Origin of the sequence: Streptomyces sp. XY006, assembly GCF_002237655.1 — a bacterium.
Classification (GTDB): domain Bacteria; phylum Actinomycetota; class Actinomycetes; order Streptomycetales; family Streptomycetaceae; genus Streptomyces; species Streptomyces levis.
On record NZ_NOKT01000012.1, the window covers coordinates 25,194 to 47,245 of the forward strand.

Below are 22,052 nucleotides of genomic sequence, written 5' to 3' on the forward strand. Positions count from 1 at the left end.
CTTTGGGCGCTGAAGCCGAGGAGCATCGAGACCGTGACCATGTCCGAGCAGCCGCGCGAGCCGCGTCAGGCCGAGGAGCCGGCGCGTCCGGCCGACGAGCCGCGGCGCGACTTCGCCGACGGGGCGTCCGACGAGCAGTGGGTGGTCGCCGACGGGCAGCTGGTGTCCCCGGATGCGCTGCTCGCGGAACTCGGCGGTGTCTCCGCCGCCTCACCGGTGGGGCGGCTGGCGGCCACCGTGGAGCGGCTCAGCCGGGAGGTCCGGGCCGCCCAGGCGGAGTCCGAGGGGCGTGCCCTGATCGAGCTGGCCAAGGGCGTCCTGGTCGAGCGGCTGAAGTGCGGACCGGCCCAGGCCGCCCGCCAGCTGACCGAGCTGGCCGAGCAGGCCCAGGTCAGCCCCCTGGAACTCGCCGTCGACGTCATCAACCAGGCCGCCCGGGACCGGATGTCGGAGGTGACGGACGCGTTTCTCGCCGCCACCAAGGCCGCCGACGAGGCGGAGGCCGAGTCGGCGGCGGTGCGGCTGCGCGTCGCCGAGAGCGGCGTGCTGGCGGCGGACGACACGCAGGCCGTGGCCGACGCCCTGCTGGAGCAGGCGTTGCGTCCCCTCGGCGCGGTGGCCGTGGCCATATGGGCCGCGGGACCCGACGGTTCGCTCACCCTGGCGGGCAGCGCCGGCTTCGCCCCCGCCGAGGCCACGCGCTGGCGCTACGTCCCGCCGGACGTGGTGACGGTGGCGCGGCGGGGCCTCGTCGAACGCGAGGGGCACTGGATCACCGCCTTGAAGGAGACCGGGCTGCCCACGATCGGGCTGCACCACCATCCGGACGGCGGCCGGGCCGCCCTGCCCGCCGGCACCGGGGGCCGCGTCCACGGCGTGCTGGAGATCGCCTGGCCCGCTCCGCTGGAGCCGCAGCCCCCGCAGGTCGTGCGCCAGGTGGAGGCGCTGGCGGAACTGTGCGCGCACACGCTGGAGATGTACACGCCGCAGCCGACCGGGGCGCAGGAGCCGCGTGTCGTGCCGGACGTCGCCGAGCTGATGGACCTGGCCGACGGGCTGCACGACCCGGCCCTGGTGCTGGTGCCGCATCTGGACGCCGACGGGCATCTGGTGGACTTCCGCATCCAGCACGTCAACAACCGCTTCCTCGACCCGGCCGGGCGGCCCCGGGCGGTCGTCAGCGGCGCGCTGCTGCTGGAGGCCTATCCGATGGCCGCCGGGGACAGCGAGCTGTTCCAGCGTGTCGAGCGCGTCTACGCCACCGGTGAGCCGTTCCGGACGCGGCGGATGAACCTCACCGCGCTCGTCGACCAGGTGCCGCTGTCGGCGGTCGCGGACATCAGCATCAGCCGGCACGGCACCTCGGTGCTCCTCATCTGGCGGATCGAGGACGAGACGGCGCGGCTGGCGAGCCTGCTGCAGAACGCGCAGCGGCTCGGCCGGATCGGCGGTTTCGAGGAGAACGTGCTCACGGGTGAGATCACCTGGAACGGGCAGCTGTTCGACCTCTACGGGCGCCCGCAGTCGAGCACGCCGGTGCCGCTGGAGGAGCTGCCCGCCCACGCGCACCCGGACGACGGGGTCTCCATCCGCCGCTTCCTGCGCACCCTGCTGCACCACCGGCGGCCGGCCGCCGCGGCCTTCCGGCTGCAGCGGCCGGACGGGGTGACCCGGCACATCCGGATCGTCGCCGAGCCGGTGCTCGACACCGACGACCGGCTGCTGCTGGTGCGCGGCGCCTGCCAGGACATCTCGGCGCAGCACTGGACGGAGGTGGCGCTGGCCGCCACCCGGGACCAGCTGGCGCACACCGAGCAGCAGGCCACCGAGCGCAACCGGCTGACCCTGCAGCTGCAGCACGCCATCATGCCGCCGACCCAGGCGCCGTTGCAGGTGGCCGGGCTGCAGGTGGCGGTGCGCTACCGGCCGGCGGAGACCGAGCAGCTGGTGGGCGGCGACTGGTACGACGCCGTCGTCCTGCCGTCCGGGCTGGTGCTGCTGTGCGTCGGGGACGTGGCCGGGCACGGCATCGAGGCCGCGACCAGCATGGTGGTGCTGCGCAACGCGCTGCGGGGTCTCGCGGTGACCGGCGCCGGTCCCGGACAGCTGCTGTCCTGGCTGAACATCGTGGCGCACCATCTGACCGGCGCCGTCACGGCGACGGCGGTGTGCGGGCTGTACGACCCGGAGCGGCGCACGCTGCGCTGGGCCCGGGCGGGCCATCTGCCCCCGGTCCTGGTCCGGGACACCGAGGCGGCTCCGCTGCCGCTGGGCAGGGGGCTGCTGCTCGGTGCCGTGCCCGAGGCCTCGTACGAGGAGAAGGAGATGCAGCTCGCCGCCGAGGACACGCTGTTGATGTACACGGACGGTCTGATCGAACGCCGTGACCGGCCCGTGGAGGAGTCGCTGACCCAGCTGCTGACCACCGCGCGCACGGCGCCCACCACCCTCGACCAGCAGCTGGACCGCCTGCTGACGTACAGCAAGTCGGACACGGACGACGACACCTGCATCGTGGGCATCCGGGTGGGATGACCGCCGGGCGGGGACGGGGCGTGCCGCGGCCGGTCAGCCGTCGGTGCGCCCCGCCGCGGCCGGGTCGGTGTGCGCAGCGCCGCGACCGGGTCGGTCGTCGGTGCGGACCGCCGCGTCGAGCAGCGGGCCGAGTTCGCGGGCCACGGCCGTCAGGGCGCGGACGTCCCGCTCGGCCCGGGCGAGGAGGATCGCTCCCTCCAGGGCGCTGATCATGAGTGTGGCGAGCTGTCCCGCCCGGTCCTCGGGCACGCCCGTCTCGACCAGGGCCCCGGCCACCGCCGAGGTCCAGGCGGTGAACGCGGCGGAGGCGGCCTCCCGGGTGGAGGGCACCGACTCGGCGCAGTCCACCGTGGCGGCGGCGACCGGGCAGCCGCCCGCGAAGCCGGCGGTCTCGTACTCGTCGGTCCACTGCTTCACCATGGCGGCGAACAGCCCGCTCGGGGTCGGCTCGGGCAGCGCGGCCAGGTACCGCGCGACCCGGTGCGCGGCGTAGCGGCCCGCCCAGCCGACGGCCTCGTCCACCAGCTGGGTCTTGCCGCCGGGGAAGTAGTGCTGGAGCGACCCGCGCGGCGCGGCGGCCTCGACGGCCACCTCGCGCAGGCCCGTGGAGACGACCCCGTCGCGCCGGATCAGCTGGGCCGCGCTGAACACCATCCGCTCGCGCGGCCCCCGCTCGGCCCCCGCCATCGCGCACCTCCGCCACGTCCGCCCGTCTCGCCGCCACTCTATGACCGGTGTCATAACGAGGGCTACTATGACCGCTGTCATAGCGGAGGGCGGCAGAGCGGATCGGCTCGCGCGAGAGCCGGACAAGGCGGTGCGTCGTGGACGTCGGTTTCATCGGACTGGGGGTCATGGGGCAGCCCATGGCGCTCAACCTCGCCCGTGCCGGGATGCGGCCGGTGGTGTGGAACCGCACCGCGGAGCGGTGTGCTCCGGTGCGTGCCGCGGGCGCCGAGGTCGCCGCGAGCGCGGCCGAGGTGTTCCGGCGGTGCGGCACGGTGTTCCTCATGCTGGCCGACGAGGCCGCCGTCGACGCGGTGCTGGGGCGGGGCGGCCCGGACTTCGCCGCGCGTGTCGCCGGACGCACCGTCGTCCACATGGGCACGACGTCCGCGGAGTACTCCAGCGGCCTGCAGGACGACGTCCGCGCCGCGGGCGGGCGGTACGTCGAGGCCCCGGTGTCGGGCTCGCGCGTCCCCGCGGAGCGGGGCGAGCTGGTGGGGATGCTGGCCGGCGACGACGACGCCGTGGCGGCCGTCCGGCCCCTGCTCGCCCCGATGTGCCGGGAGGCGTTCGGGTGCGGGGCGGTGCCGGGCGCGCTGCTGATGAAGTTCTCCGTGAACCTGTTCCTGATCACCCTGGTCACGGGGCTCGCCGAGGCGTTCCACTTCGCCGACCGGCACGGCGTCGACCAGCGGCTGCTGCGGGACGTGCTGGACGCCGGCCCGATGGCCAGCGCCGTCTCCCGGGTCAAGGCGCCGAAGCTGCTGGAGCGCGACTTCACGGTCCAGGCGGCCGCCGCGGACGTCCTGAAGAACAACCGCCTGATCGCGCAGGCCGCCCGCGCGGCGGACCTGGCGTCCCCGCTCCTCGACCTCTGCCACGCCCTCTACGAGGAGACCGTCGCGCGGGGCCACGGCGCCGAGGACATGGTGGCGGTCCTGCACGCCCTGGAGGCCCGGACGGCCGCGGCCCCCGCCCCGCCCACTCCCCCGGCCCGCCGGCCGCGCTGACGCCGTCGGGCATACGGTCGGCCCGGCCCGCGGCCTGTCCCACCGCGGGCGCCCTCACCCCGCCGTGCGCTCTGTCCCGCCGCGCGCCCTGCCCCGGGGTTTGAGCGGCGTGTTCGGCAGGGCCGGTGCCGGGAGGGGATCGCCGTCGTAGCCCTGGACGACGCCGAACCGGGTGCCCCGCGCCCAGTCCTCGCGTGCCTGCGCGATCTCCTCGTGCGAGCGGGCGATGAAGTTCCACCACATGACGATCTCCTCCTCGAAGGGAGGCCCGCCGAGCAGGATCGTCCGGGCGGGGGCGTCGGCGTCGTTCGCGAGCGTCAGGGTGCCGGATCCACTGGGGACGTAGCCGAGTTCGGCCGGTTCCAGCGGGGTGCCGAGGAGGCGGACGTCCCCGCTGTCGACGAGCAGGCCGTGTTCGAAGGCGGGGTCCACGGAGAGGGTGAGCGTCGCTCCCGGATCGAGGGTGATCTCGGCGCCGAGCAGGGGCGTGAACGTCCGTACCGGGGAGGTGCTGCCGGCGAGCGAGCCCAGGAAGACGCTGACGGCGGCGCCGTCGACGCGTACCGGCTCGGGCACGTGGTGCTGGAAGTCCCGGGCGGTGTCGCGGTGTTCGTCGGGCAGGGCCACCCACAGCTGGACGCCGTGCAGGACGTTCGTCGCCGGGGTGGAGACCTCCGAGTGGGCGATGCCGTGCCCGCCGGTCATGAGGTTGAGCTCGCCGGGGCGGACCAGGGCGTGGCTGCCGAGGCTGTCGCGGTGCTCGATCTCGCCGCTGAACAGCCAGCTCACGGTCTGCAGGCCGGTGTGCGGATGCGGGGGCACGACCATGCCCGTCGTGGTGGCGTCGACCGGGCCGTAGTGGTCGGCGAAGCACCAGGCGCCGATCAGCGACCTGGCCCGCTGGGGCAGCGTCCGGCGCACGGGCAGGGCCCGGGGGCCGCCGAGGGGCACCTCCCGCGCGGACAGCACCTCGACGTGCGGCGTCCCGGGCGTCGCCCCGCCGTCGGCGGTCGTGCCGCAGCGCAGCTCCTCCGGCGCGGTTTCCACGTTGCTCACCGGGACCACCCCTCACCCGCTCTAGTTGTCACATCAACTACTATGTCACGCGGGCGGTTGGATGACCACGGCGGACCTCGTCAGGTCCGGTCCTCGTCCATCCGGGCGAGGACGCGCTCGGAGATCTCGGCCAGGACCCGCAGCTCCGCCGGCGTGACGTGGTCGATGAACAATTCGCGCACGGCGGCGACGTGACGCGGAGCGGCCGCCTCGATCGCGGCGCGCCCGGCGTCCGTGATCACCACGAACGCGCCACGGCCGTCCTCGGGGCACTCCTCGCGCACCACCATGCCCCGCCCGGCCATGCGGGCGATGTGGTGGGACATCCGGCTCTTCTCCCACTCCAGGGCGCGGGCCAGGTCCTGGGGGCGACGGCGTCCGTCCGGGGCGTCCGTCAGGTGCACCAGGACCGCGAAGTCGGCGGGCGACACGTTCGACTCCGACTGCAGCAGACGCCCGAGGCGTCCTCCGAGCCGCTCCTGCAGCCGGACGAACCCCCGCCAGGCGCGCTGTTCCTGAGGCGTCAGCCATCGCGGTTCCTCTGCCATGGGCGCAGTCTACGCATGGTTGACACATCATCCAGTGCGCGAGCCGCCCGCGTAGGGGGGCACGGGGGAGATCGCGCCGGTGGTGGACCGGATGGGGCCCGGCTCGACGAGTGGGCTGATCGTTGGCATGATCTGCCGGTCGGAGGGGGTCACCGGCCCTCACGTGGTGACAGCGGCTGAACGGGCGGGGAACGGTGGGGTCGTCGGGGGGCGGTGCGATGAGGTCCGTCGTGTGGCTGGTGCTCTCGGGCGTGGCGCTCGTCGTCGGCGTGGTGTCCGCCGTCCAGGTGCGCGGCGCGCTGGAGCGGGAGCGGGCGTACCAGGCGGCGCCGGTCTGTGGCACGGCACCGGCGCGGGCAGCGGAATGCCGGTGGGAGCGGGAGTTCACCGTGCGCTCGGCGGACATGAACCGCGGGGAGCGGCACGAGTCCCCCGAGGCGGTGCTGGTGCCGTCCTCCGGCGCCGCCCGGCACGTGACGTTCCCGAACACGGAGCCCGTGCTGTCCGAGATGGCGCCCGGCGAGAGGGTCGTCGGGGTGATCTGGCGCGGGCGGCTCGTCGAGGTCCGGGACGCCGAGGGCCGGCGGCAGCAGACGGCCGACGGGCCCGTGGGGTGGCCGGCGGACCGGCTGGGCGGGGCGCTGGCCTGTCTCTCGTTCGGCCTGGCCGGACTGGTGGGCGTGGTGTGGCCGCTCCTGCGGCGCGGCGACCGCCGGCACGCGACGGCGGGGCAGGTCGTGCGGTGGCACGGTGCCGTCCTGGGCGTTCTGGCGATCCTGACGCTCTGGGCGCGGTCGGCCAACGACTGGCCGCTCTGGGCGATCCCGGCGATCTGGGGGCCGCTCGCCGTGCTGGGCCTGGCGTCGATGACGGCCTTCGTCCTGGCCGCCCTGCGCGGTGAGCTGTCGGACCCCGCCTCCGCCGACGCCTGACGTCTCAGCTCTGCCGGGCGTGTACCGGGCTGTTGGCGACGTCGTCCGGGCAGGTGCGGTGCGGCTGCCGGGCGCGCCGGTCGCGGCGCCAGTCGAACGCGGCGAGGGCCAGGGACGCCGCCATGCCGACGATGCCGGCGACCAGGGCGAGGAAGAGGGCGCCGCGGTAGTCGTCGTCGCGGTGGCCGAGCACCAGGTAGAAGAGGCCGGGCAGGGCTGCGGTGCCCACGGCGGCGCCGAGCCGCTGCCCGGTCTGCAGTGCGCCGCCCGCCGCCCCGGCCATGCGCACGGGCACGTCCCGCAGGGTCATGGTGATGTTCGGGGAGATCACACAGCCGCCGCCGAGGCCACCGAGGAACAGCGCCGGCGCCGCCAGCCAGGGCGCGATGTCCAGGGGCGCGAAGCGCAGCAGCAGCGCGGTGCCGCCGAGCCCGAGGATCACCCCGGTGAGCCCGCCCACGGTCAGCAGGCGCCCGAGGCGGTCCACCAGCCGGCCGGAGACGGCGGCCGCGCAGGCCGAGCCGACGGCGAACGGTGTCACGGCGAGGGCCGAGCGCAACGGTGAGAAGCCGAGGCCGTGCTGGTAGAAGAGGGCGAAGACCAGCCAGATGCCGCTGAAGCCGATGAAGTAGAGCGTGCCGACGCCGGCGCCGACGGCGTAGCCCCGCACCTCGGTGAACAGCCGCGGGTCGAGCAGCGGCTGGGTGCCCCGGGCCAGCAGCCGGCGCTGCCACAGGGTGAAGACGACGAGCAGGACGGCACCGGCGGGGAACAGCCACCACAGGCGGGTGAGACCGCCCGCCTCGGCCTGCACCAGCGGGTACATCAGCGCGAGGACGCCCAGGCCGAGGAGCAGCACGCCGGGCAGGTCCACGTGCTGCCGCCCGGAGCGCCGGGTGCGGGGCAGCAGGCGGCGGCCCAGGAGCACGGCGAGGATGCCGATGGGGACGTTGATGTAGAAGATCCACCGCCAGCCCTGGGGGCCGTCGGCCAGCGCGAGGATCAGACCGCCCGCGAGGGGGCCGACCGCGGAGGAGATGCCGACGGTGGCGCCGAAGAAGCCGAAGGCGCGTCCGCGTTCCGCACCCCGGAACATCTGCTGGATGAGCGCGGAGTTCTGCGGTGCCATGAAGCCGGCGGCCAGGCCCTGGGCGAGCCGGGCCGCCACCAGCAGGGCGATGCCGGGGGCCGCTCCGCAGGCCGCGCTGAACAGCACGAAGCCGCTGAGGGCGAGCAGGAAGATGCGGCGCCGGTCCAGCGCGTCGCCGAGGCGGCCGGCGGTGACGAGGGCCAGTCCGAAGCTCAGGGCGTAGCCGGACACCACCCACTGCACCTGCGCGGCGGAGGCGTGCAGCTCCTGCTGGATGGTGGGCAGGGCCACCGCCACGATCGACACGTCCAGCAGGCTCATGAAGCCGGCGACCAGGGTGACCCACAGGGCCCGCCAGCGGCGCGGCTCCGGCTCGTAGTCGCTCTCCGGTGCGCCCTGGCTCCCGCCGCCCGGCGCCGATGCCGTCACATGAGCTCCTTCCGCCAGGGACCGACCCGGGCGAACCAGGTTCCCCACCAGGGCACCAGCACACACGACCGGGCGCCCGTGCGCGACCCCGGGCGGGCGCCGGTCCCGCGCGGGGTCGCCCTTCCTCACGCGCGGTGATCGACCGGACGCCACGCGAAGGGGGTCGTTTGAGGACGCGAGATCTGTGCAGGCGTTCTGCTTGGAGTAGACCACTCGGCGAAAGGAACGACTGATGGCGGCGCCCGACAACGACGCATCGCTGGATCCGGCGGCGGTGAGACGGCACCGGGTGCTGTTCCGGGCGATCGAGAAGCGGCGCCACCCGAAGCTGCGCCGCAGCGACATCACGGTGACCGACGAGGCGGCGGTCAAACGCGCCACCAAGGCGGCCGCGCTCGGCAACGCGATGGAGTGGTACGACTTCGGCATCTACAGCTATCTGGCCTCGACCATCGGGAGGGTCTTCTTCCCGTCCGGGAACGACACCGCGCAGCTGCTGAGCTCCTTCGCGACGTTCGCGGTGGCCTTCCTGGTGCGTCCGGTCGGCGGCATGGTCTTCGGGCCACTCGGTGACAAGGTCGGCCGCAAGCGCATCCTCTCCCTCACGATGATCATGATGGCCGTGGGCACCTTCGCCATCGGCCTCATCCCCTCGCACGCCGTCATCGGTCTGTGGGCCCCGGCCCTGCTGATCTTCTTCCGGCTGGTGCAGGGCTTCTCGACGGGCGGGGAGTACGGCGGCGCCTCCACGTTCATCGCGGAGTACGCGCCGGACAAGCGGCGCGGCTTCTTCGGCAGCTTCCTGGAGCTGGGCACGCTCGCGGGCTACGTCGGGGCCTCCGGTCTCGTCGTCGTGCTGCAGATCCTCCTCAGTGACGAGCAGATGCTCTCCTGGGGCTGGCGGATCCCGTTCCTGGTCGCGGCGCCGCTCGGCCTCATCGGGCTGTATCTGCGGCTGAGGCTGGACGAGACGCCCGCGTTCCGGAAGCTGGAGGGCGGCCAGGCACAGGCGAGCGAGGCGGCCGAGAGCGCGGAGACCTCGGCGGCGGCCGATCTCGGCACGATCTTCACCCGGTACTGGCGGCCGCTGCTGCTGTGCCTCGCGCTGGTCGCGGCGTACAACATCACCGACTACATGCTGCTGTCGTACATGCCGGCCTATCTGTCGGACGAGCTGGGCTACGGCACCCACCACGGGCTGCTGATCCTGCTGCTCGTGATGGTGCTGCAGATGTGCGTCATCACCCGGGTCGGGCGGCTGTCGGACCGTTTCGGGCGCAAGCCGCTGCTGATGACGGGGATGCTGGGCTTCCTCTTCCTGTCGCTGCCGTCCTTCCTGCTGATCCGGCAGGGCGGCGTCGTACTGATCTCCCTGGGGCTGTTGCTGATGGGGCTGTCGCTGGTGGCGATGCTCGGCACGATGTCGGCGGCGCTCCCGGCGATCTTCCCCACGCATGTGCGCTACGGCTCCCTGTCGGTGGCCTACAACCTGGCCACCTCGGTGTTCGGCGGCACCACTCCCCTGGTGATCACGGCGCTGATCAGCACCTTCGACTCGACCCTGATGCCGGCGTACTACGCCACCGGCGCGGCGGCCGTCGGCGTCGTCGCCGTCCTGTGCATGCGGGAGACCGCCGACAAGCCCCTGGCCGGTTCCCCGCCGTCCGTCGAGACGGAGGCGGAGGCCGCGGAGCTCGTCGAGGCCCAGGCTCCGCGCCCCAGGTTCTGAGCCCCGCTTCCCGACGGGTGGTCCCCGGGCGCCGCGCGGCGCCCGGGGACCGCCGGCTACGCCCCGCGGTGCGTCGCCGAGGCGAAGCCGAGCCAGGTGTGGCGGTTGTTCCACCAGCACCAGCCGACCTTCGGGGCGTTGCGGCGCTCGCGGCCGTCCCGCCCGGTGCCGTTGCTGATCCAGATGGCCGGCGTACGGGCGTCCAGCGCGCCGTCGGCCTTGCGCAGCCGGGAGCCGATGGTCATGAAGCAGCGGTTGCGCTCCAGGGCCTCGGGCTGCTGGAGCAGCCAGTGGATGCCCTCGGTGAGGACGAGCGGGGAGCGGCCCTCACCGGTGAGCGCGGGCAGGGCCTCGGCCGGGCTCCAGTCGGCCATGCGGTCGCCCCGGTCGACGCCCATGAGGGCGTAGAGCGGCGCGTCGGGCAGTTCGACGCCGCAGGGCGTGAACCCGTCGACGTCCGGCATGTCGACGACGACGAAGCCCGGCTTGCCCTCACGGCGCAGCAGCGGCGCGAGGGCGGAGGCCGGTGCCCGGTCCGGGTGCACGGCCAGCAGGGCACCGTCGTCGGCTCCGGCGGCGACGGCACGGACCTCGTCGGCGGACAGCCCGGCGATCTCGTGCACCCCCAGCTCGATCAGCCGCTCGGCCTGCGCGCTCGGGGCCGGGAGTGCGGGCAGGGCGGTGGACGGGTCGGGCCGGGTGTTGGGCACGATGCTCCCTCGGATCGGCGACGCGGGTGAACTCCTCTGCAACGACCGGGCACTTCGGGGCGTTCCCGCCCGGGCGGGCAGCGGGCCCGCGTCCGGTCACTCGGGCAGCGGCCGGTCGTCCACCACGTGCTTCATGACGAGCGTGGAGTTCAGGCGCTGGACGCCGGGCAGCCGGGCGAGGCGCTGGTCGTAGAGCTGCTGGAAGGCGGCCAGGTCGGTGGTGGCGACGCGCAGCAGGTAGTCCGGGTCGCCGAACAGACGCTGGGCCTGCAGCACGTGCGGGACGGCGGCCACGCCCTCCTCGAACGCCGAGACGGTGTCGGCGTCCTCCCAGCGCAGGGTGACGAAGACGAGGGCCTCGAAGTGGAGGCCGACCGCGGCAGGGTCCACCACCGCCCGGTACCCGCGGATCGCGCCCTCGCGTTCGAGGTCGCGCAGCCGGCGGTGGCACGGCGAGACGCTCAGCTGCACGCGGGCGGCCAGCTCGGTGACGGTGAGACGGCCGTCCCGCTGGAGCTCGGTGAGAATTTTCCGGTCGAGGGCATCCATGGCGAAGATTCTGCCCCAGAAGACGCGATCATGGAGTAAATGCGGGAACACTTACGCGCTGATCCGGCCTAGCCTTCCTCTCGCACCGCGGCACGTGAGAGGGATCGCTTCATGGACACGACGACACTGGCGGCCTTCCTGGCCCTGGACCTGCTGCTGGTCTTCACCCCCGGCGCGGACTGGGCCTTCGCGATCACGGCGGGCCTCCGGGACCGGTCGGTCGTGCCGGCGGTCGCCGGGCTGATCGCCGGTTACGCGGGCTACACGCTGCTGGCCGTGGCGGGCCTGGTCGTGGTCGTGGCGAGTTCGGGGACCCTGCTGACCGCGCTGACCGTCGCGGGGGCCGGTTATCTGGTGTGGCTCGGCTGGGACGCGCTGCGGCATCCGGCCGAGCCGGCGTCCGCCGGACCGGAGGCGGGCGCCGGACCGGAGGCGGGCGCCGCCGGCTCCTCGCGGTTGCGGGTCATGCTCAAGGGCGCCGGGACCAGCGGGCTGAACCCGAAGGCGCTGCTGCTGTACTTCTCGCTGTTCCCGCAGTTCATCGACCCGGGAAGCGGCTGGCCGGTCGCCACCCAGACCGGTCTGCTCGGCGCCCTGCACATGACCGCGTGCGCCGTCGTCTACCTCGGGGTCGGGGTGCTGGCCCGCACGGTCCTGAGGACCCGGCCCACCGTGGCCCGGGCGGTCACCCGGGCCTCCGGTGTGCTGATGATCGTCATCGGCGGTCTGCTGCTGGTGGAGCGCCTGGGAAGCTGACGGCCCACCCTCGGCCCGAGCACCGCGACCGCCCTCCTCACGCCCCCGGCCCGAGCACCGCGACGGTCCCGGTCACGGCACCGGCGGTCCGCCGAACTCGGCCATCGCGTCGATGAGCCACCGCGCCAGGTGGTCGGCGAACGAGGAACGCGGGAACAGGCGGTAGACCGGCCGGTCGTCGACCTGCCAGAGCAGCACGGCGACGGGGCCGACCGTGGTCGACACCGCCCGGCCGGGCCCGAAGGCCCGGGGGTGCAGATCCAGCGGGCAGCCCTTCTCCAGGACCTGCCGGGCGGCCGGGCCGCCGAGCTCCAGGGTGGTGCGGTGCGCGGAGACGTCGACGACCGACCCGGAATCCGGCCCGAGGGCCTCCCGCAACTCGGCGGTCAGGGCCGCCCCGTCGGCCGCGGAGAACACCAGCCACTCGTCGGGGCCGAGCCAGAACAGCGCATGGCGTCCGGACGCGGTGGTGTGTCCGCAGTGGTCCGGGAGCCGCGCGCCCAGGGTCTTCGCCAGGCGCTCGGCGGCGTCGGAGACCGGGTCGGCGCGCAGGTTCACCAGGGTGCGGAACGGCAGCTCGGTCAGGGTCACGCCCCGGGGGCCGGTGACGGCGGCGGCGCGCATCCGCTCCGCCAGGTGGGCCAGGGGGCTCACCCGTGCGTCGGTCATGGGCTCAGCCATCGCGCTTGGTCCCTTCCGGGTCGTAGAGGACGCAGTCGGTCACCTCGACGGGCACCAGTTCGTCGCCGACGGGGGCGAGCAGGGTGCGGCCGATCCGGGACCGCCCGCCGGCGACGAGCGCGAGGGCGAAGGGGCGGCCGAGGGCCGGGCTGTGGTAGCTGGAGGTGACGTGCCCGAGCATCGGCACGGGCACCGTCTCCAGGGAGACGTCCGGGGCGACCAGCTGGGTGCCCTCGGGCAGGCGGGTCGTACGGTCGACCGGCAGCAGGCCGACCAGCTGCTTGCGGTCGGCACGGGCGGTGTCGGCGCGGGAGAAGGAGCGTCTGCCGATGAACTCCTTCTGCTTCGACACGGCCCAGGACATGCCCGCGTCCTGCGGGGTGACCGTGCCGTCGGTGTCCTGCCCGACGATGATGTAGCCCTTCTCGGCGCGCAGCACGTGCATGGTCTCGGTGCCGTAGGGGGTGATGCCGTACGGCTGCCCGGCCGCGTGCACCCGCTCCCAGACGGCCTGGCCGTACCAGGCGGAGACGTTGATCTCGTAGGCGAGTTCGCCGGAGAAGGAGATCCGGCAGATACGGGCCGGGACGCCGCAGGCCAGCGTGGTCTCGCGGAAGGCCATGAAGGGGAACGCCTCGGGCGACAGGTCCAGCTCCGGTGCGAGCGGGGCGAGGACCTGACGCGAGCGCGGGCCGACGACCGCGATCGTCGCCCACTGCTCGGTCACCGAGGTGCAGTACACGTCGAGGTGGGGCCACTCCGTCTGCAGCCACTCCTCCAGCCAGTCCAGGACCGCGGCGGCGTTGCCGGTGGTGGTGGTCATGAAGTAGCGGCCGTCGTCGAGGCGCAGGGTCACCCCGTCGTCGAAGATCATGCCGTCGGGCTTGCACATCACGCCGTAGCGGGCGGTGCCGGGCTTGAGCTTCTTGAAGGCGTTGGTGTAAACGCGGTTGAGGAACTCGCCCGCGTCCGCGCCCCGGATCTCGATCTTGCCGAGGGTGGAGGCGTCCATGAAGGCCACGCCCTCGCGCGCCGCGCGGCACTCGCGGGCCACGGCCGCGTCCATGTCCTCGCCGGGCCGGGGGTAGTACCGGGGCCGCTTCCACTGCCCCACGTTCTCGAGCACCGCCCCGTGCGCGACGTGCCAGGCGTGCAGGGAGGTCGTCCGCTCGGGGTCGAACAGCTCGCCGCGCTCCCGCCCGGCCAGGGCGGCGAAGGCGACCGGCGTGTACGGCGCCCGGTAGGCGGTGGTGCCGATCTCGCCGGGCGAACCGCCGAGGATCGCGGCGAGCACGCCGATGGCGTTGACGCCGGACGTCTTGCCCTGGTCGTTGGCCGTGCCGAGCGAGGTGTAGCGCTTGACGTGCTCGACCCCGCGCATGCCGGTGCCGGTGGACCGCCGCACGTCGGCGACGGTGACATCGCGCTGGAGGTCGACGAAGTGGGTGTCCCAGGTGCCGTCGGTGCCGGGGACGAGCCACAGGGGGCGCGTCGGGGCGGCGGGCGGCGCGGTGGCGGGCGGCGGCACGGGCACCGGGAAGCCGGCCTCCGTCGCGGCCAGCGCCCCGGCCCGGGCTCCCTCGGCCAGACAACCCTCCAGGTCGTAGGTCCCGTTGGCCGCGCCCACGACGCGCTGGCCCTTCACGGCCCCGTCGGGGACGAAGGCGGCCCGGTCCTCGTCCCAGCGGAGCCGGCCCTGGCGCTGGCTGTGCAGGTGCACCACGGGGTTCCAGCCGCCGGAGACGGCGAGCAGGTCGCAGTCGAACGACTCGGGTGCTCCGGTGGGTGCGCCGTCCGCGTCGATCCCGTGGACCGTGACGGAGGTGATCCGCGTCTCGCCGGCCGTGCCGGTGACCGCGCTCGCCGTGCGGATCCGTACGCCGGTCGCGGCGGCGACCTCGGCCGCCCGCGCGGAGCGTTCGGCGCGCGCGTCGACGACCGCCGCCACCTCGACGCCCGCGGCGTGCAGGTCCGCGACCGTGTCGTAGGCGCTGTCGTGGGTGGTGCTCACCACGGCCCGCGCACCCGCCGCGACGCCGTACCGGCCGAGGTAGGTACGGACGGCCCCGGCGAGCATCACCCCGGGCCGGTCGTTGCCGGCGAAGACCAGCGGCCGCTCGTGCGCGCCCGTCGCCAGCACCACCCGGCGCGCCCGGATGTGCCACAGCCGCTGGCGGGAGACGCCCTCGGGTGCGGCGGGCCCCAGATGGTCGGTGCGCCGCTGGAGGGCGAGCACGTAGTTGTCGTCGTACGAGCCGACGGCGGTGGTGCGCGGCAGGACGACGGCCTCCTCGGCGGCGTCGAGCGCGGCGCGCAGTCCGGCGACCCGGTCGAGGCCGCCGGACAGCAGCGCACCGCCGGGCTCCGGCTGGTCGTCGAGCAGCAGCACGCGGGCACCGGAGCCCGCGGCGGTGGCGGCGGCCGCCAGGCCGGCCGGTCCGGCCCCGACGACCAGGACGTCGGTGTGGACGTACTTCTTGTCGTAGACGGCCGGGTCGGGGCTCGGGTCGAGCCGGCCCCGGCCGGAGAGGGTGGTGGCGGACAGGCCGTCGTACAGCTCGACCGTCGTGGCCGGGAGCATGCTCTCCGCGCACGGTCCGTCGAGTCGCAGCAGGGCGTTGGGTTCCTCGACGCCCGCGGCGACGATGCCGCGCGGGCGCCCGCGGTACAGGGAGGGGGCGGCCCCGGTCAGGCCGTGGGCGAGCAGGGCGGAGGCGACGGTGTCACCGGGGTGGCCGGTCAGCTCCCGTCCGTCGACGGTGAACCGCAGTACGGTGCCGCGGTCGATCCGCCCGCCGTGCGGGAGCCGGAAACGCTGGTCGGTCATCGGGTCCCTCCGGGGCGGGGCTCGTCGGGCCGGTAGGAGGCCAGCACCTCGTGCGTGGCGGTGTCGCGCAGCACGTTGAACCAGCGGCGGCAGCCGGTGCCGTGCATCCACCGCTCGGCGAACTCGCCCTTGGGGTTGTCGCGGTAGAAGACGTAGGCGGCCCACTCCTCGTCGGTGAGGCCGGCCGGGTTCTCGGGGTACGGGACGTGGGCCTGGCCGCCGTAGTGGTACTCGGTCTCGTCGCGCGGGCCGCACCACGGGCAGGTGATCAGCAGCACGGTGGTGTCCTCCTCAGTGGGCCACGGCCGCCGCGCCGTGTTCGTCGATCAGGGCGCCCGTCGTGAAGCGCTCGAGGGCGAAGGGCGCGCTGAGCGGATGCTGCTCACCCGTGGCGAGGGTGTGCGCGAAGGTCCAGCCTGCCGCCGGGGTGGCCTTGAAACCGCCGGTGCCCCAGCCGCAGTTGACGTACAGGTCCGTCACGGGGGTGCGGCCGATGATCGGGGAGGCGTCCGGGGTGACGTCGACGATGCCGCCCCAGGTGCGCAGCACGTGGGCGCGGGCGAAGACCGGGAACAGCTCGACGGCGGCGGCCATCTGCCGTTCGATCACGTGGAACGAGCCGCGCTGCCCGTACCCGTTGTAGGAGTCGACGCCCGCGCCCATCACCAGTTCGCCCTTGTGCGCCTGGGAGACGTAGACGTGCACGTGGTTGGACATGACAACGGTCGGGTGCACCGGCTCGTGCAGCTCGGAGACCAGTGCCTGGAGCGGATGGGACTGCACGGGCAGCCGGACGCCGGCCCGGGCGGCCAGCACGCTGCTGTGGCCGGCCGCGGCCAGGCCGACCCGCCCGGCGTGGATGCGGCCGCGGTCGGTCTCGACGCCGACGACCCGGTCGCCGTCCTTGAGGAAGCCGGTGACCTCGCAGCCCTGGATCAGGTCGACGCCCAGGGCGTCGGCGGCGCGGGCCAGCGCCCAGGCGACGTGGTCGTGCTTGGCGATGCCGGCCCGGGGCTGATAGGTGGCGCCGAGGACCGGATGGCGGGTGCGGGGCGAGACGTCGAGGATGGGGCAGACCTCGGCGACCTGGTCCGGCTCCAGCCACTCGGCGTCGACGCCGTTGAGCCGGTTGGCGCTCGCGCGGCGCACGCCCTCGCGGACGTCCTGGAGGGTGTGCGCGAGGTTGAGGACGCCGCGCTGGCTGAACAGGAAGTCGTAGTCCAGCTCCTCGGGGAGCCGCTCCCACAGCTTCAGGGCGTGTTCGTAGAGGGCGGCGCTCTCGTCCCAGAGGTAGTTGGAGCGGATGATCGTGGTGTTGCGGGCCATGTTGCCGCCGGCCAGCCAGCCCTTCTCCAGCACGGCGACGTCGGTGATGCCGTGGTTGCGGGCGAGGTAGTAGGCGGTGGCCAGGCCGTGGCCGCCCCCGCCGACGATGACGACGTCGTAGGAGGAGCGCGGCTCGGGGTTGCGCCAGAGGAAGTCGGGGTGCTCGGGCGGCGGTCGCTCGGTCATGCCGGGGCTCCATCCTGACGGCCGACTCATGCACAACTGATATATCAGACTGTGCGGTACGGTATGGGAGCTCGCCGGACAGGTCAAGGGGGCCTTCATGCAGCAGCTGGCGACCGAGCCCCGGGGCAGTGAACCCGGCGGCGAGGAGCTGTCTCTCGCCGAACGCGCCTACCGCGCCGTCCGGGACCGGCTCGTCATGCTGGAGATCCGCCCGGGCGCGCCGATCCACGAGGAGCAGCTGGCCCAGTCCCTCGGCGTGGGCCGCACGCCGGTGCGCGAGGCGCTCAAGCGCCTCCAGTACGAGCGGCTGATCACGACGTATCCCCGGCGCGGCACCTTCGCCACCGAGGTCAACATCACGGACCTGGCCCACATCTCCGAGGTGCGCCTGGAGCTGGAGCCGCTGGCCGCCGCCCGCGCCGCGCGCCGCGCCACGGCCGCGGACCGGGCGGCCCTGACCGCGCTGCGGCAGGAGCTCACCGGCGCCGCTCCCGGCCGGCAGGACGCCGAGCTCATGCACCTCGATCTCACGGTGCACCGCGCGATCTACGCGGCCGCGCACAACCCCTACCTGGAGGACACCCTCGTCCGCCACGACAACCTCGCCACCCGCATCTGGTGCCTGTTCCTGGACCGCCTGCCCGGCATGGCCGGCCATGTCGAGGAGCACGGGCCGCTGATCGAGGCGGTCGTCGCGGGTGAGCCGGAACGGGCGGCGCGGCTGGCCCGGGAGCACGTCGAGGGCTTCGAGCGGGCCATCCGCGCCGCCCTCTGAGGCGCGCCCGCCGCCACGTCCTCACCGGTCGCCTGGCTTCACACTGCTTTTGCAGGGTGAAGTGGAGCGTCCCGGCCGGCAGACGCGCCCCGCGCAGGCGGGAGCGGGACAATCGGGGCAGAAACATCATGAGCAGCCGAGGGCGTCATATCCGGAGGCACCGTGGAGGGACGCGTACCGGAGGACCTGGCGGTGGTGGTCGACGCCGACCGGGCCGTCCTGGTGTGGAGCGACGGCGCACGCCGTCTGCTCGGACACGAGTCAGCAGAGATCGTGGGCAGGCCGGTCACGGAGCTGCTCGCCGCCGCCCTCCCCCCGTCCACGCGACGGCATGTGCGCGACGGGCAGCCGTGGTCCGGCGAGGTCGCGCTGCGGCACCGGGACGGCGACCGGGTCGTGGTCCGGCTGCAGGGGACGCCGTTGCTGGACGCGGCCGGCGGGCGGCTGTGGCTGGTGACCGGCAGCGCCCCGGCCCACCTGGCCCGGCGCACCGGCCACCGGCCGAAGGCGCTGTGGGACCTCACGCTCTCCCAGCTCCCCGTGCCCGTGGCGGTCTACGACCGGCAGGCCCGGCTCGTCGCCGCGAACGAGATCATGACGCAGGTCATGGGCCGGACCGAGGAGGAGATGCGGGGCAGTACGCTGCGGGAGATCCAGCCCGGCCCGCCCTTCGAGGAGTACGACCGGCTGCAGCGGGAGGTGCTGCGCACCGGCGAGATGATCTTCCACGAGGACCACAGCCAGGCCCCGGGCGAGACCCGGCCGCACGCCTGGTCGATGTACCTGTCGCCGGTGAAGGACGAGGCCGGAGCCGTGCGGGGCATGTCCGCGACCGTCTTCGACACCACGGAGCAGTACTGGGCCCGGCGGCGGCTGGCGGTGCTCAACGAGGCGAGTCTGCGGATCGGCACCACGCTGGACGTCACCCGGACGGCCGAGGAGCTCACCGAGGTGGCCGTCGGCGGGTTCGCGGATTTCGTCACCGTGGATCTGCTGGAGTCCGTGGCGCTGGGCGCGGAGCCGGGTCCGTTGCCGGCGGACACGCCGGTCACCGTGCGGCGCACCGCGCAGCGGTCGGTGCTCGGGGGCTGCCCGGAGTCGGTGGTCGCCGCCGGGGAGGCGACCCGCTACCCGGTGGGGACGCTCCCGCTGCGGACCCTGGCCGCGGGCCGGGCCACCCGGCGCCGGCCGGGCGATCCGGAGCTGCGCCAGTGGCTCAGGACGTCCCCGGCCCGTGCGGAGTCCATGACCCGGCACCTGATCCACTCGGTGATGATGGTGCCGCTGCGCGCCCGGGGCCTGACCCTGGGCCTGGTGCACTTCCTGCGGCACCGGACCCCGGAGCCGTTCAGCGAGGACGACCTGCTGCTCGCGGAGGAGATCGTCGCCCGTGCGGCGGTGAGCGTGGACAACGCGCGCCGCTACACGCGTGAGCGCCGCACGGCGCTGGCGCTGCAGCGCAGCCTGCTGCCCGAGCGGCCTCCGCGGCTGGCGGCGCTGGAGGTCGCCTACCGCTACCTGCCGACCGGCTCCGGTCCCCCGCAGGCCGCGCCGGGAGCGGACATCGGCGGCGACTGGTTCGACGTCATCCCGCTCTCCGGCGCCCGGGTCGCCCTGGTCGTGGGCGACGTGGTGGGCCACGGCATCCAGGCGTCGGCCACGATGGGCCGGCTGCGGACCGCCGTGCGCACGCTCGCGGACGTGGACCTCGCGCCCGACGAGCTGCTCACCCAGCTGGACGACCTCGTCATCCGGCTGGACCGGGAGGAGGGCCCGGAGACGCGCGGCGCCGAGGAGACGTCGGGGCAGATCGGCGCCACCTGTCTGTACGCCGTGTACGACCCGGTGTCCCGGCGCTGCACCATGGCCCGCGCGGGACATCCGCCGCCCGCCCTGGTCACGCCCGGCGGCGACGTCCGCATCCTCGACCTGCCGGCCGGTCCGCCGCTCGGCCTCGGCGGGCTGCCGTTCGAATCCTCCGAGGTGCTGCTGGAGGAGGACAGCCTGCTCGCCCTCTACACCGACGGCCTGATCGAGGCGGCGGGCCGTGACGTCGAGGTGGGGGTCGCCCTGCTGCGCCGGGCGTTGAGCGACCCGGCCGACAGCCTGGAGGAGGCCTGCGACCGGGTGCTGCGCGCGGTGCCGGCCGGCCGTCCCGCCGACGACATCGTGCTCATGCTGGCCCGCACGGCCGTGCTCGGCGAGGAGCGGGTCCGCACCTGGCAACTGCCGCCCGAACCGGCGGCGGTGTCCCGGGCCCGCAAGATGGCGGGCGGCCAGCTGGCCGAATGGGGCCTGGCGGAGGCGGAGTTCGCCGCCGAGCTGATCGTCAGCGAGCTGGTCACCAACGCGCTGCGGTACGGCGGCGCCCCCATCGAGCTGCGGCTGATCCGCGACGCGACCCTCATCTGCGAGGTGTCCGACGGCAGCAGCAGCGCGCCGCATCTGCGCCGGGCGCGGGTCTTCGACGAGGGCGGACGCGGTCTGCTCCTGGTCGCCCAGCTCGCCGAGCGGTGGGGCAGCCGCCAGACGGCCACGGGCAAGACCATCTGGGCGGAGCTGCCCCTGTCCGACGGGGAGTGAGCCGGGTCACGTCGTGTCGACGATGCCGCCGGTCACGGCGGTGGCCTCCCCGACGGTGTAACGAACGTCTACGCCTACTTCCACCCGCTCATGGCGGCCCTGCCCGTCCGTTCCACGGCATCCCGGCAGAACGCCGGGCCGGTGAGGTCGCCGGGCAGCAGCAGACAGCGCCTCCAGGCCGGGCCGCGCGGTGCGCCGGCGGAATGCCGGCAGGCACAGCGGGTACTCCGACGATCTTGCAATCTCCGGCCCCCGGGCCGGACGTCGGAAGGAGAGCCGTGTCGGACGAGACGGTCAAGAACATCTTCGTGATCGGGCTCGACGAGGCCAACGTGCCGACTCTGCGGCAGGTACCGGGAGCCGAACGGCTGCGCTTCCACCAGCTGCTGACCATCGAGGAACTCCAGGTCGGCGAGGTGCACCTGCCCACGCTGCTCGACAAGGCGCAGCGCGTGCTGGACGGCTTCGACGGCAGCGTCGACGCGATCGTCGGCTACTGGGACTTCCCCGTCAGCACGCTCGTGCCGATCCTGAGCGAGCGCTACGGCACCCGCAGCACCAGCCTGGAATCGGTCGTCAAGTGCGAGCACAAGTACTGGAGCCGGCTGGAGCAGCGCAAGGCCACCGACCGGCACCCGCGCTTCGGCCGGGTCGACCTGTCGGCCGATCCGCCCCGGCCGCCGGAGGGCGTGGCGTTCCCGATGTGGGTCAAGCCCGCCCTGTCCTACTCCTCCGAACTCGCCTTCGGCGTCGCCGACGAGGAGGAGTTCCACAAGGCCGTCGCCGAGATCCGGGAGGGCATCTCCCGGATCGGCCGGCCCTTCGAGCACATCCTGGAACGCATCGACGTGCCACCGGAGATGGACGGCGTCGGCGGCCGGGTCTGCCTCGCCGAGGAGTCGATGTCCGGCGTCCAGGTCGCCGTCGAGGGCTACGTCCACCAGGGCGAGGTGACCGTCTACGGCGTGCTGGACTCCATCAACTACCCGGACTCCTCCAGCTTCCTGCGCCACCAGTACCCCTCGATGCTGCCGCCACCGGTCGTCGCGCAGCTGCACGACGTCAGCAAGCGCGTGATGCGGCAGATCGGCATGGACTCGGCGACCTTCAGCATCGAGTACTTCTACGACCCGCACACGCAGGAGATCAATCTGCTGGAGATCAACCCCCGGCACTCCCAGTCGCACGCGGAGCTGTTCCGCTACGTCGACGGCGTGCCCAACCACCACTGCATGGTGCGCCTCGCCCTCGGCGAGGACCCGCGCATGCCGCAGGGCGAGGGCGAGTACGCGATGGCCGCCAAGTGGTACCACCGCTGGTTCACCGACGGCGTGGTGCGCCGGGTGCCGAGCCGTGAGGAGATCGACCGCGTCGAGCGGGAGACCCCGGGCGTGCGCATCGAGGTGATCCCCGAGGCGGGTGACCGGCTCTCCGACCTCCCCGGACAGGACAGTTACAGCTACGAGCTGGCGCACATCTACACCGGCGGGGCCGACGAGAAGGAGCTGCGGGAGAAGTTCGACCACTGCGTGGCCGCCCTGGGCCTCGTCTTCGAGGACGCCCCGCCCGAGGCCGGCGCCACGCGGAAGTGAGGAGCACGTGGG

General features: G+C 73.9%; 18 protein-coding genes. 8 read left to right on the forward strand and 10 right to left on the reverse strand.

Features of this window, described 5'->3' with window-relative positions:
- Positions 1 to 39: 39 nt before the first annotated feature.
- Positions 40 to 2,535: a SpoIIE family protein phosphatase gene (locus tag CHR28_RS15465; protein WP_094054393.1), complete on the forward strand. Its 2,496-nt coding sequence runs from the start codon at positions 40 to 42 to the stop codon at positions 2,533 to 2,535.
- Positions 2,536 to 2,568: 33 nt separating this feature from the next.
- Here the strand turns inward: CHR28_RS15465 and CHR28_RS15470 are convergent, their stop codons facing one another.
- Positions 2,569 to 3,222 carry a TetR/AcrR family transcriptional regulator gene (locus CHR28_RS15470; protein ID WP_094054214.1) on the reverse strand — a complete coding sequence of 218 codons (654 nt, stop codon included), beginning with the start codon at positions 3,220 to 3,222 and terminating at the stop codon, positions 2,569 to 2,571.
- A gap of 137 nt (positions 3,223 to 3,359) precedes the next feature.
- Between CHR28_RS15470 and CHR28_RS15475 the strand changes: the two genes are divergently transcribed.
- Positions 3,360 to 4,271 carry an NAD(P)-dependent oxidoreductase gene (locus CHR28_RS15475; RefSeq protein WP_094054215.1) on the forward strand — a complete coding sequence of 304 codons (912 nt, stop codon included), beginning with the start codon at positions 3,360 to 3,362 and terminating at the stop codon, positions 4,269 to 4,271.
- 54 nt (positions 4,272 to 4,325) lie between these two features.
- Here CHR28_RS15475 and CHR28_RS15480 read toward each other — a convergent pair whose 3' ends face one another.
- The gene (locus tag CHR28_RS15480) at positions 4,326 to 5,327 is read right to left on the reverse strand and encodes a pirin family protein (RefSeq protein ID WP_094054394.1); all 1,002 of its coding nucleotides are present in this window, start codon (positions 5,325 to 5,327) and stop codon (positions 4,326 to 4,328) included.
- A gap of 80 nt (positions 5,328 to 5,407) precedes the next feature.
- Positions 5,408 to 5,875, reverse strand: coding sequence for a MarR family winged helix-turn-helix transcriptional regulator (locus tag CHR28_RS15485; protein ID WP_094054216.1), 468 nt, complete (start codon positions 5,873 to 5,875; stop codon positions 5,408 to 5,410).
- Positions 5,876 to 6,093: 218 nt separating this feature from the next.
- Here CHR28_RS15485 and CHR28_RS15490 point away from each other — a divergent pair, with 218 nt between their 5' ends.
- On the forward strand, positions 6,094 to 6,807 hold the full coding sequence (locus CHR28_RS15490) for a hypothetical protein (protein ID WP_094054217.1): 714 nt from the start codon (positions 6,094 to 6,096) through the stop codon (positions 6,805 to 6,807).
- A gap of 4 nt (positions 6,808 to 6,811) precedes the next feature.
- Here the strand turns inward: CHR28_RS15490 and CHR28_RS15495 are convergent, their stop codons facing one another.
- Positions 6,812 to 8,326, reverse strand: a complete 1,515-nt coding sequence (locus CHR28_RS15495; RefSeq protein ID WP_094054218.1) for an MFS transporter — start codon at positions 8,324 to 8,326, stop codon at positions 6,812 to 6,814.
- A gap of 232 nt (positions 8,327 to 8,558) precedes the next feature.
- On the opposite strand from CHR28_RS15495, the gene CHR28_RS15500 reads away from it, so the two are divergent.
- Entirely contained in the window at positions 8,559 to 10,055 is a 1,497-nt protein-coding gene (locus CHR28_RS15500; RefSeq protein WP_094054219.1) for an MFS transporter, read from the forward strand.
- 56 nt (positions 10,056 to 10,111) lie between these two features.
- Here the strand turns inward: CHR28_RS15500 and CHR28_RS15505 are convergent, their stop codons facing one another.
- Positions 10,112 to 10,765: a DUF5701 family protein gene (locus CHR28_RS15505; protein ID WP_094054220.1), complete on the reverse strand. Its 654-nt coding sequence runs from the start codon at positions 10,763 to 10,765 to the stop codon at positions 10,112 to 10,114.
- Between the two features lie 96 nt (positions 10,766 to 10,861).
- A complete protein-coding gene (locus CHR28_RS15510) occupies positions 10,862 to 11,314 on the reverse strand; it encodes an Lrp/AsnC family transcriptional regulator (RefSeq protein WP_094054221.1) in 453 nt (150 codons plus the stop codon).
- A gap of 111 nt (positions 11,315 to 11,425) precedes the next feature.
- Here CHR28_RS15510 and CHR28_RS15515 point away from each other — a divergent pair, with 111 nt between their 5' ends.
- Positions 11,426 to 12,070 carry a LysE family translocator gene (locus tag CHR28_RS15515; protein WP_094054222.1) on the forward strand — a complete coding sequence of 215 codons (645 nt, stop codon included), beginning with the start codon at positions 11,426 to 11,428 and terminating at the stop codon, positions 12,068 to 12,070.
- Between the two features lie 72 nt (positions 12,071 to 12,142).
- Here the strand turns inward: CHR28_RS15515 and CHR28_RS15520 are convergent, their stop codons facing one another.
- From CHR28_RS15520 to CHR28_RS15535, 4 genes are read right to left on the reverse strand one after another with little or no spacing between them, the layout of a single operon-like run.
- Entirely contained in the window at positions 12,143 to 12,751 is a 609-nt protein-coding gene (locus CHR28_RS15520) for a sarcosine oxidase subunit gamma (RefSeq protein ID WP_094054223.1), read from the reverse strand.
- Entirely contained in the window at positions 12,744 to 15,578 is a 2,835-nt protein-coding gene (locus CHR28_RS15525; protein ID WP_094054224.1) for a sarcosine oxidase subunit alpha family protein, read from the reverse strand. Before CHR28_RS15525 ends, CHR28_RS15520 begins: the two co-directional genes overlap by 8 nt.
- Entirely contained in the window at positions 15,575 to 15,856 is a 282-nt protein-coding gene (locus tag CHR28_RS15530) for a sarcosine oxidase subunit delta (protein WP_094054225.1), read from the reverse strand. Before CHR28_RS15530 ends, CHR28_RS15525 begins: the two co-directional genes overlap by 4 nt.
- 13 nt (positions 15,857 to 15,869) lie before the next feature.
- Positions 15,870 to 17,090, reverse strand: a complete 1,221-nt coding sequence (locus CHR28_RS15535) for a sarcosine oxidase subunit beta family protein (protein ID WP_094054226.1) — start codon at positions 17,088 to 17,090, stop codon at positions 15,870 to 15,872.
- A gap of 97 nt (positions 17,091 to 17,187) precedes the next feature.
- Between CHR28_RS15535 and CHR28_RS15540 the strand changes: the two genes are divergently transcribed.
- The 3 genes from CHR28_RS15540 (at position 17,188) to CHR28_RS15550 (ending at position 22,040) form a co-directional block, all read left to right on the forward strand.
- The gene (locus CHR28_RS15540; protein WP_094054227.1) at positions 17,188 to 17,865 is read left to right on the forward strand and encodes a GntR family transcriptional regulator; all 678 of its coding nucleotides are present in this window, start codon (positions 17,188 to 17,190) and stop codon (positions 17,863 to 17,865) included.
- Positions 17,866 to 18,027: 162 nt separating this feature from the next.
- Positions 18,028 to 20,448 carry a SpoIIE family protein phosphatase gene (locus tag CHR28_RS15545; protein WP_094054228.1) on the forward strand — a complete coding sequence of 807 codons (2,421 nt, stop codon included), beginning with the start codon at positions 18,028 to 18,030 and terminating at the stop codon, positions 20,446 to 20,448.
- A 278-nt stretch (positions 20,449 to 20,726) separates the two neighbouring features.
- Entirely contained in the window at positions 20,727 to 22,040 is a 1,314-nt protein-coding gene (locus CHR28_RS15550) for an ATP-grasp domain-containing protein (RefSeq protein ID WP_256984265.1), read from the forward strand.
- Positions 22,041 to 22,052 lie beyond the last annotated feature (12 nt).